Source organism: Pseudomonas sp. N40(2020), assembly GCF_014472415.1.
Lineage (GTDB): Bacteria > Pseudomonadota > Gammaproteobacteria > Pseudomonadales > Pseudomonadaceae > Aquipseudomonas.
In genome coordinates this window covers 1-9,574 of sequence record NZ_JACSZV010000053.1, presented here as the reverse complement: position 1 = coordinate 9,574, position 9,574 = coordinate 1, and the positions used below count along the sequence as shown (strand labels likewise).

Genomic DNA, 9,574 nt, shown 5'->3' with positions numbered 1-9,574 from the left:
TTCTTGGCATCCGGATCAGTAGGCAGGCAGCACAAAGGCACGTCGTCCCTATAAAACGAATGCAGACCGGAAAAATTAGCGAATGAGAACAACTGTCAGGCGGGAGGTGGGGCTGGGATTTTTTGTGTACAGCTCCCTGTAGGAGCTGTCGAGTGAAACGAGGCTGCGATCTTTTGATTTTAAAGATCAAGATCAAAAGATCGCAGCGTGCCGCAGCTCCTACAGGGGAAACGGCGTTGGTCAGGCTGTTGCAGCCATGGCATGCCGGCGATGGTGCACATCCAGTTGATCCTTGATCACCTTCAGCACTTTGGCTTCGTGCTCATGGATGAAGAAGTGCCCACCGGCCAGCATGTCCACCGAGAAGCTGCCACGGGTTTCCTTGCTCCAGCCGATCAGTTGCTCAGTGGTGGCGCGGTCAGCCTTGCCGCCGAGCACATGCACCGGGCAGTTGAGCAGTGGTCGCTGCAAGGGTTCGAACATGCCGCACAACTGAAAGTCCGCCCGCAGGATCGGCAAGGTCAGGCTCATCAGCTCGGCATTGGCCAGCACCTCCTCGCTCGTCCCGTTGAGCGTGCGCAATTGCTCGATCAGCTCGGCATCGGTTTTCGGCTCGGCAAAACCGCGATCGTAATCGGCGCGCATCGTCGGCGCCGCCGTGCCCGAGGCAAACAGTGCCACCGGCTCCGGACATCCCAGCGCGCGCAAGGCATGCGCCATTTCGCAGGCCAGCAACGCGCCGAGGCTATGACCGAACAGCGCGTACGGGGTCTTGAGTGTCGGGCGCAATTCCTTGGCCAATTGCATCGCCAGCGCTCGCATGTCGGTGTGCAGCGGCTCGTCGAACCGCGCGCCGCGCCCCGGCAGTTCCACCGGTTGCAAGTGCAGCCATTGCGGCATTTTCGGCCGCCAGCGGCTGTAGACCATCGCGCTGGCGCCGGAGTACGGCAGGCACAGCAGAGTCAGCTTGGTCACCACGCTCCCCTCAAAAAATTCGTCTGTAGAGAGAAACGGATCGCGGCCCGATCAAATTAGTCGGCGCCCGCTAAATCCTCTGCACAGGCGCTCGTTAACTGTTCAGGCCAAAACCAATAATGAGGATTCACCGTGGACCTGCAGAGCATCCTGGGCAAGTTGTTCGCCAATGCCGGTGCCGTCGGCATCGAAGGCGTTTTTCAATTCGTGTTTGGCCCGCAGCAGGCCTACTGGTCCGAGGTCAAGGCCAGCAGTCGCACCGTGTCTGGCCGACACGCGAGCCCTGATGTGACCATCGAAGTCGCCGAGCGCGACTTCCTCGGGATCATGGGCGGCATGGCCAACGTCGAAGAACTTTTCGCCAGCGGTCGCCTGAAGATCGGCGGCAACATGGGCCTGGCGACCCTGCTGCCGCAGATCATCGAGCATGCGATGCACGGCGGCGCCGTGGCGGAAAAAGTCGACATGAACAAGCGTTACCCGACGCCGCCGCGCTTCAGTGAAAAGCTCACCGCCGGCCTGCCGACCCAATTGAACGTCGAGCGACGTTCGCGCAGTGAGCTGTCGGTGACCGAGTTCAAGAGCCGCTATCTGCCCCATGGCATTCCCGTGGTGATCAGCAACGCGCTGCACGACTGGCCGTTGTTCAAATTGAGTCGCGAAGAGTCGCTGGTGCATTTCGCCGAACTGCAAGGCATCACCCGCCATGGCGATTACGTTAAGAAGACCTTCTCCACCGAACGTGATTTCCGCTCCACCTCCATGGCCGACTTCATTGCTTCGCTGGACAAGCCTGCAGCCAAAGGCGCAGACGGCGAACCGCCGGCCTACATGGGCAACAACATTCTGCCGGCGCAATTGATGCAGCAGATCAAATACCCGGGCTACTTCGATCCCTCGCAGTTCATTCCGCCGCGCATCTGGATCGGCCCCAAAGGCACGCTGACGCCACTGCATCGCGATGACACCGACAATCTGTTTGCGCAGGTGTGGGGACAGAAGAAATTCACCATCGCCGCGCCGCATCATCGTGAAGCGCTGGGCACCTGGTCGACCGCGCCCAAGGGCGGACTGGATGGCTGCGATTTCAACCCGGATGCGCCGGACTACGAACGCTTCCCGGCGGCGCGGGATGTGACGTTTCTGCGCGTGACACTTGAGGCGGGAGATTTGCTGTTTTTGCCGGAAGGCTGGTTCCATCAGGTCGAGTCGGTGTCGACGTCGTTGTCGGTGAATTTCTGGGTGAATTCGGGGCGCGGTTGGTAAGCCGCGAGTGACTCCACCACCCGTCGCAAAACCTGCGCACCTGTCACACCTGACAGGTGTGCTTTCTCCCGACAAAGCGCATTCATATTCCCACCGTTACTTACGCAGGAACTCGCCCGTCAAGCACGGACCCGACTATTGCGTTCAGTGTCCTGAGTCAGCGTCGATAACAGGAGCACACAATGAATCAGCCCACGATCTCGTCACAACCACGCAGCGCAATTGCGCCCTTTGTCGTTCGCGACCTCTTTTGCCCTCCACCCACACGCATTGATGAGGCGTTGGGCCAGGAGGTCAACGAGCGTCTGATGGCGTGGATACCGAGCGTGGGTATCTTTGCCGGTAAACACGAGAAACTGCGCGCCAGTGACTTCGGCCGCTATGCAATGTTGTGCCATGCCGACACGGACGATCCGGACAGGTTGCTGCTCGCAGCGCAGTGTTTCGCGGCATTGTTCGCGGTGGATGACCATTATTGTGACGACCAATCGCTTGGCGGCCGCCCTGAGAATGTGGCCCAAATGCTGTCGTTCGCCATCACGGCTATCGACCCGGTTTATTTGCCTGCGCCTTTCGATGAAGAACTCTCGCAACAACAAACGCGCGACCCGGTGATCAGAGGATTGCTGGCTTACATGACACGCGTGGGTCATTTCTGCACACCCTCACAAGTGGCTCGAGTCCGGCAAATCACCATTGCCATGTTCGTCACCATGGCTGCCGAAGCTCCGTGGCGTATCTATGGCACCCAACCCACCATCGCGGAATACCTGGCCAGCCGACAGGTCAACAGTTTCTGGCCCTGTCAGGTTCTGATTGATGCTATCGGGGGGTACGAAGTACCCGCCAACCTGTATTCCCAGCCGGAGATTCACCGCATCAGCGCGCTGGCAGCACTGGCCACGACGTTGGTCAACGACTTGTATTCCGCTTACAAAGAGCACCTCAAGGAAACGGGAGACTTCAAGCTTCCCTACCTGCTCGCGGCCAGACACGACTGCTCGCTTCAAGATGCCATCGATAAATCGGCGGATATTCATGATGCCGTCATGCAGGAATACGTAACGCTTGAAAAGCAATTGCTGAGCACTGCCACGCCTTTGACCAAACGCTATCTGAACGGCTTGACCACTTGGATTGCGGGCAATCGGGAATGGCATAAACACAGTGCGCGCTATCACATCTGAGCGATCGTTTTAATACGCGATGCCCCCTCAAAGCGCATTGGGCTGGCAGGGACAGCTATTTTTTCACTGAACTCTCGCCTGCGCCGGCCAGTCAGCTATTCAAGACCAACGCTTCAGGCCCTGACACTCATGCAGATTTCCCTCGCCCGCCAAGTTGCCCTCATCACCGGCGCCAGCTCCGGCATCGGCCATGCCGCCGCCAAGGCCCTGGCCGCTGCCGGCGCCGCCGTGGTCATCAACTACAACCGCCAGGCCGAGCCCGCCGAAGCACTCGCCCGGCAGATCATCGCCGACGGCGGTCAGGCGATTGCCATTCGCGCCGATGTGTCAAAGGAAGATGACGTAGAACGACTGTTCGCCGAGACCCTCGACGCCTTCGGTTCGCTGGACATTCTGGTGGCCAACTCCGGTCTGCAAAAAGACGCGGCGGTTATGGACATGTCGTTGGCGGACTGGAACGCCGTGATCGGCGTCAACCTCACCGGCCAGTTCCTCTGCGCCCGCGCCGCCCTGCGGATTTTCAACCGCCAGGGCGTGCGCGAAGGCGTGTCCCGGGCCGCCGGCAAAATCATTCACATGAGTTCGGTGCACCAGCGCATCCCTTGGGCCGGGCATGTGAATTACGCCGCGTCCAAGGGCGGCGTCGATCTGTTGATGCAGTCTCTGGCGCAGGAAGTCAGCCATCAGCGCATTCGCATCAACGGCATTGCGCCGGGTGCGATCCGCACGGCCATCAATAAAGAAGCCACCGAAGGCGCGGCCGGCGAAAAACTGCTTGAGCTGATCCCCTACGGTCGCATCGGCGATGTCGAAGACGTCGCCAACGCGGTGGTGTTTCTCGCTTCCGATGCCGCCGATTACATCGTCGGCACCACCCTGTTTATCGACGGCGGCATGAGCCTCTATCCGGAGTTTCGCGGCAATGGCTGAGCATCATCCAGAACGACAAAGCCCGATCGACGCCCACGGCATCATCGGCGACATGCGCAGTGCGGCACTGGTCAACGACAAGGGCAGCGTGGATTTTTTCTGCTGGCCGGAGTTCGACAGCCCATCGATTTTCTGTTCGCTGCTGGACACCCCTGACGCAGGGATTTTTCAACTGGCGCCGGACTTGCCCGATGCCCGCCGCGAGCAGATTTACCTGCCGGACACCAACGTTCTGCAAACCCGCTGGCTCAGTGAATATGCCGTGGTGGAAATCACCGACATGCTGCCGGTGGGCGACAGTGAAGATGACTTGCCACTGCTGATGCGGCGGGTGCGGGTGGTCAGTGGCGAGGCGACGTTCCACATGCGCTGCGCCGTTCGTCACGACTATTCCCGCGCCGACACCCGTGCGCAGTTGGATCAAAAAGACGTGGTGTTCAGTGCCACAGGGCAACCAACACTGCGTCTGGCTTCGGATCAGGCCATGCAAGTCGACGCAGATGCAGCGGTTGCCCGCTTCACCCTCAAACAGAATCAGACCGCCGCCTTCATGCTCGGCGCCACCGACGATCCGCGCTTTGCCGAAGGTGCCGGTGATTTCTGCATGGAGCGCACCCTGAAGTTCTGGCGCGACTGGATCGGTCAGTCGATTTATCGCGGGCGCTGGCGGGAAATGGTCAACCGCTCCGCCCTCGCGCTCAAGTTGCTGACCTCACGCAAACACGGTGCGATCCTCGCCGCAGCCACCTTCGGTCTGCCAGAAACCCCCGGCGGCGAACGCAACTGGGACTATCGCTACACCTGGATCCGCGATGCCTCGTTCACGGTTTACGCGTTCATGCGCCTGGGTTTCGTCAGTGAAGCCAACGCCTACATGGGCTGGCTGCGCGGACGGGTCAGCGATTGCTGTGGCCAACCGATGAAACTGAACATTCTGTACGCCATCGACGGTCGTCAGGAATTACCGGAAACCGAATTGACCCACCTGTCAGGCCATGGCGGTGCGCAACCGGTCAGGATCGGCAATGGCGCGTATGACCAGATCCAGCTCGACATCTTTGGTGAGTTGATGGACGCGGTGTATCTGGTCAACAAGTACGGTGACGCGATTTCCCACGAAGGCTGGAAACACGTGCGCGAAGTGGTCGATCAGGTTTGTGAGACATGGCAGACCAAGGATGTAGGCATTTGGGAAATGCGTGGTGAGCAACATCACTTTCTGCACTCGCGGCTGATGTGCTGGGTGGCTTTGGACCGGGCGATTCGGCTGGCCTCGAAGCGCTCGTTGCCGGCACCGTTCGCGCAATGGGATCAGACTCGCCAAGCGATCTACGCCGACATCTGGGACAACTTCTGGGACGAAGAACGCGGGCATTTCGTGCAGTACAAGGGTGGCACCGCCCTAGATGGTTCAATGCTGTTGATGCCGCTGGTGCGTTTCGTCAGCGCGAAGGACCCGCGCTGGCTGTCGACGCTTGAGGCCATCGAAAAGACGCTGGTGCGCGACGGCATGGTTTATCGCTACCGCAATGATGACGCCAACATCGACGGTTTGACCGGCACTGAAGGCGCGTTTGCCGCGTGTTCATTCTGGTATGTCGAATGCCTGGCCCGTGCCGGGCAAGTGGAAAAGGCCCATCTGGAATTCGAACAACTGCTGCGCTACGCCAATCCGTTGGGGCTGTACGCCGAAGAGTTCGACAGTCATGGGCGGCATCTGGGCAATACCCCCCAAGCGCTGACGCATCTGGCATTGATCAGTGCAGCGAGTTTTCTTGATCGGCGGTTGAGTGGGGAAAAGAGTGAGTGGCAGCCGTAATTGTCATCGGAGTCTGTCGGACATTTGCCACCTCCCACTCGCAGCAAGACTAATTCCTACAATCCGTCCCTCCCTGTGGCGAGGGGATTTATCCCCGATGGGCTGCGAAGCAGCCCCAAACCCTCCACAAGCAATCCTCCAGAAATACCGCATTCACTGACTTTGCGACTGCTGCGCAGCCGGTCGGGGATAAATCCCCTCACCACAGTTGCGCGGCTCAGTTCCTACATTCGCTAAACACCACCACTCAATCCCTCCACCCGCAACTTGCGCTTACACCCCGAAATACCTTGTTGCCAGCGGTTACATCCGCCCCTACCATCAAGCGCAACGGGCACAGCGGAGCTGTCCAACAAAACCCGAATTCAAGGAACCAGAATGTCCCAGCACGTCCAGCGCACCATCAAATCCCCCCTGCGCACCGGCCTGACCCGCACCCAGCTGTGGGAAGCCGCCGACAAAGGCCTGATCAAATGCTGGGAAATCGGCCGCCAGCGCGCCACCCGCTTCCCCGACCTAGCTCTGCAATGCCTCGCGGGTGAACTGCCGGTGCTCGGCTGGAAAGGTGGCGTCAGCCGCAGCCTGAAGAAAAACGAGAAGTACGGCTCACTGAAATACCTCGCCCAATGGCAAGGGTTGCGCGGAGAAGATCTGGATATCGATTTGAGTGATGAGCGCTCGCTGAAGTGTTCACGGACGAAGATGGTGGTGACGTTCACCCCGGATCGGACGAAGTATTTCAATCAGGTGGCGGAAGTTGATAGCTAGTAATTATTAGCTTTAAATATTTTTGGCGATGAAAAACTTCAGACGCTCTTTACTTCTGAAATTCGAGGAAGATTTTGAAAACACTAGAAGAATGTTTTAAAACAGCGATGGATATCCATAAAAAATATAGAAACCTGGTTTTATTTATGTCCTGCCTATTGGGAGCGGGAGTGGGTTACTTTGTGATTGGACGGTTTATCGTTTCCGACGCTTACCAATGGATCGCCAAACTCATCACAAACAACAAACTTCTGTCAGATTTGATAGATATCGAAGGAATGGTTGTTGATAAATTGCTTGCAAGCACTTTGCCTTTTTTCATCGTTTGGTCATTTGTGCTTGCAATCTACGTGTACGAATACCGATCCAGCACGGCTATCAATAAATTTTCGAAGCATTTTTCGTTTCTGACAGGTGGAACAGCTTTCTTGAGCATTGTGCTTGGATTCACTTTGCTTGGAACATTCGCCTATGCACTGCAACAAATCGACTTCTCTGTTTACACCATACTGCTGATCGTCACCTCCCTTCTGATAATCCTGATGGGATTTTTCCTGCGGAGAGTCATGAAGGTTGAAATAAAACCTGACTCTTGCCTCAACAAGTACGCTCCTTATTACCTAGTAGGATGTGTTGCAGTGAGCATCCTCCTTTATATCTATGGCCTCTTTAACGATCCAATCCACCTATACAATACAATTGTGAAGCACCATGAACTGAGTTTGACCCACCCTTAAAATCGCGTACCAAACGCTCCCCTATCGAGATCGAATCAGGTTTGATAGTGCGGTTCACCGCCCTGCTGAGGATTGCTTACAGCACTACTGGTATCTGTTGCAGCACTAACCGAAAACCGCTCCCGATACGCCTGCGGCGTCACGCCGATAGCGCGCAGGAAACTGCGGCGCAATGTCTCTTCACTGCCAAACCCGCAATTGGCAGCAATTCGTTTGACCGGCAACCCGGTATCACCGAGCAGCCGCCGCGCGGTCTCTACTCGGATCAGTTCAATCGCCCGCGCCGGGGTCTGGCCGGTGTCGGCGCGGTAGTGGCGGACGAAGCTGCGCTCGCTCATGCCGGCCTGTTCGGCGAGGGTGGGAACACCGAGGTCACAGGTCAGGTTTTCGGCGATCCACGCATGCAGATCATCGAATCGATTGCCCTGATTCTGCAGCGATAACGTCACGCTGAACTGTGACTGCCCGCCCGGGCGTTTGAGGAACACAACCAGATGCCGGGCGACGTCCAGCGCGATGTCGCGGCCGAGGTCTTCCTCGACCATGGCCAGCGCCAGATCGATGCCGGCGGTGACGCCTGCCGAGGTCCAGACCGGGCCGTCGTTGATGAAGATCGGATTGGCTTCGACTTGCAAGTTGGGGTGCTGCTGCGCCAGTTGCTCGCAACGGGTCCAGTGGGTGACGACGCGACGACCGTCGAGCCAGCCACTGGCCGCGAGCAAAAATGCCCCGGTGCACACCGAGGCCACGCGCCGGCATTTCGCTGCGTGTTCCCGCACCCAGTCCACGAGTGAGACATCTTCAGCGGCGGAATAAATCCCCCAGCCGCCCGCGATGATCAGCGTATCGCTCGGCTCCACCGGTAACGGTTCGGCCAGCACCGCCAAGCCTGCCGATGACATCACCGCCCCGCCCTCGCTGGCAATCACCGACGGCGCATAAGGAACCGGCAAGCCGCGCTGACGGGCGAGATCATTGGCCGAGGCGAATACCTGCAAGGGACCTGTGACATCGAGGATCTGCATGTTGGCAAACGCAAGTACATGGATGGCTTTGGGCATTTGGCGTAATTCGTGGGGTAATTGGCGTATTCGCCAAAACCTACGCGCCTACAGTAAAGCCGTCCACCCCTTTTAATGGAGCAAGAACGATGACGCTGCAGATCGGTTTTCTGTTGTTTCCGCAGGTTCAGCAATTGGATCTGACCGGGCCATACGACGTGCTCGCTTCGCTGCCGGGCGTGCAGGTGCATCTGATCTGGAAGGATCTGATGCCGGTCACCGCCAGCACCGGGTTGCTGCTCAAGCCGACCACCACGTTCGAGGACTGTCCGGATCTGGATGTGATCTGTGTGCCCGGTGGCGGTGGCGTCGGGCCGCTGATGGAAGATGAGCAGACGCTGAGCTTTATCAAACGTCAGGCGGCGCAGGCGCGTTACGTGACGTCGGTGTGCACCGGCTCGTTGGTGCTTGGCGCGGCGGGCCTGCTGCAAGGCAAACGCGCAACCACGCACTGGGCGTATCACGATCTGCTGCCGACATTGGGCGCGATTGCGGTGAAAGATCGGGTGGTGCGTGACGGCAATCTGTTTACCGGTGGCGGGATTACTGCCGGGATCGATTTTGCCCTGGTGCTGGCGGCTGAACTGGTCGATGCCGACACGGCGCAACTGGTGCAGTTGCAACTTGAGTACGCGCCGGCACCGCCGTTCAATGCCGGCAGCCCCGATACAGCGCCGAGCGCAATCGTCGATGAAGCCCGGCTGCGTGCGGCGCCTTCGTTGAAACTGCGCACGGAAATCACCGGGCGCGCGGCGGCGAAACTCAACTTGCGCTGATCCTCAGCCATCCACAAAACCCTGTAGGAGCTGCCGAAGGCTGCGATCTTTTGAC

General features: G+C 58.4%; 9 protein-coding genes. 7 read left to right on the top strand and 2 right to left on the bottom strand.

The window, feature by feature from the left end; translation table 11 throughout:
* Positions 1–240: 240 nt before the first annotated feature.
* Positions 241–978 carry a thioesterase II family protein gene (locus IAI51_RS25110; protein WP_187680927.1) on the bottom strand — a complete coding sequence of 246 codons (738 nt, stop codon included), beginning with the start codon at positions 976–978 and terminating at the stop codon, positions 241–243.
* A gap of 129 nt (positions 979–1,107) precedes the next feature.
* Between IAI51_RS25110 and IAI51_RS25105 the strand changes: the two genes are divergently transcribed.
* The 6 genes from IAI51_RS25105 to IAI51_RS25080 all read left to right on the top strand — a co-directional run bounded on the left by IAI51_RS25105 (position 1,108) and on the right by IAI51_RS25080 (position 7,682).
* Positions 1,108–2,241, top strand: a complete 1,134-nt coding sequence (locus IAI51_RS25105) for a cupin-like domain-containing protein (RefSeq protein ID WP_187680926.1) — start codon at positions 1,108–1,110, stop codon at positions 2,239–2,241.
* 182 nt (positions 2,242–2,423) lie between these two features.
* Positions 2,424–3,428 (top strand): terpene synthase family protein, encoded by a 1,005-nt coding sequence (locus IAI51_RS25100; protein ID WP_187680925.1) that lies wholly within the window; start codon positions 2,424–2,426, stop codon positions 3,426–3,428.
* Between the two features lie 129 nt (positions 3,429–3,557).
* The gene (locus IAI51_RS25095) at positions 3,558–4,358 is read left to right on the top strand and encodes a glucose 1-dehydrogenase (protein WP_187680924.1); all 801 of its coding nucleotides are present in this window, start codon (positions 3,558–3,560) and stop codon (positions 4,356–4,358) included.
* The gene (locus IAI51_RS25090; protein ID WP_187680923.1) at positions 4,351–6,177 is read left to right on the top strand and encodes a glycoside hydrolase family 15 protein; all 1,827 of its coding nucleotides are present in this window, start codon (positions 4,351–4,353) and stop codon (positions 6,175–6,177) included. Before IAI51_RS25095 ends, IAI51_RS25090 begins: the two co-directional genes overlap by 8 nt.
* A 378-nt stretch (positions 6,178–6,555) precedes the next feature.
* Positions 6,556–6,945, top strand: coding sequence for a hypothetical protein (locus IAI51_RS25085; RefSeq protein ID WP_187680922.1), 390 nt, complete (start codon positions 6,556–6,558; stop codon positions 6,943–6,945).
* Between the two features lie 74 nt (positions 6,946–7,019).
* Entirely contained in the window at positions 7,020–7,682 is a 663-nt protein-coding gene (locus IAI51_RS25080; protein WP_187680921.1) for a hypothetical protein, read from the top strand.
* Between the two features lie 35 nt (positions 7,683–7,717).
* Here IAI51_RS25080 and IAI51_RS25075 read toward each other — a convergent pair whose 3' ends face one another.
* Positions 7,718–8,743 (bottom strand): GlxA family transcriptional regulator, encoded by a 1,026-nt coding sequence (locus IAI51_RS25075; RefSeq protein WP_187680920.1) that lies wholly within the window; start codon positions 8,741–8,743, stop codon positions 7,718–7,720.
* An 89-nt stretch (positions 8,744–8,832) separates the two neighbouring features.
* On the opposite strand from IAI51_RS25075, the gene inhA reads away from it, so the two are divergent.
* The gene (inhA, locus tag IAI51_RS25070; protein ID WP_187680919.1) at positions 8,833–9,519 is read left to right on the top strand and encodes an isonitrile hydratase; all 687 of its coding nucleotides are present in this window, start codon (positions 8,833–8,835) and stop codon (positions 9,517–9,519) included.
* Positions 9,520–9,574: the final 55 nt, after the last annotated feature.

Excerpts from the sequence above, each read along its gene's own strand:
- IAI51_RS25100 (WP_187680925.1), top strand. The coding sequence starts at position 2,424 with ATGAATCAGCCCACGATCTCGTCACAACCACGCAGCGCAATTGCGCCC.
- IAI51_RS25095 (WP_187680924.1), top strand. The coding sequence starts at position 3,558 with ATGCAGATTTCCCTCGCCCGCCAAGTTGCCCTCATCACCGGCGCCAGC.
- IAI51_RS25090 (WP_187680923.1), top strand. The coding sequence starts at position 4,351 with ATGGCTGAGCATCATCCAGAACGACAAAGCCCGATCGACGCCCACGGC.
- IAI51_RS25085 (WP_187680922.1), top strand. The coding sequence starts at position 6,556 with ATGTCCCAGCACGTCCAGCGCACCATCAAATCCCCCCTGCGCACCGGC.
- IAI51_RS25075 (WP_187680920.1), bottom strand. The coding sequence starts at position 8,743 with ATGCCCAAAGCCATCCATGTACTTGCGTTTGCCAACATGCAGATCCTC.
- inhA (WP_187680919.1), top strand. The coding sequence starts at position 8,833 with ATGACGCTGCAGATCGGTTTTCTGTTGTTTCCGCAGGTTCAGCAATTG.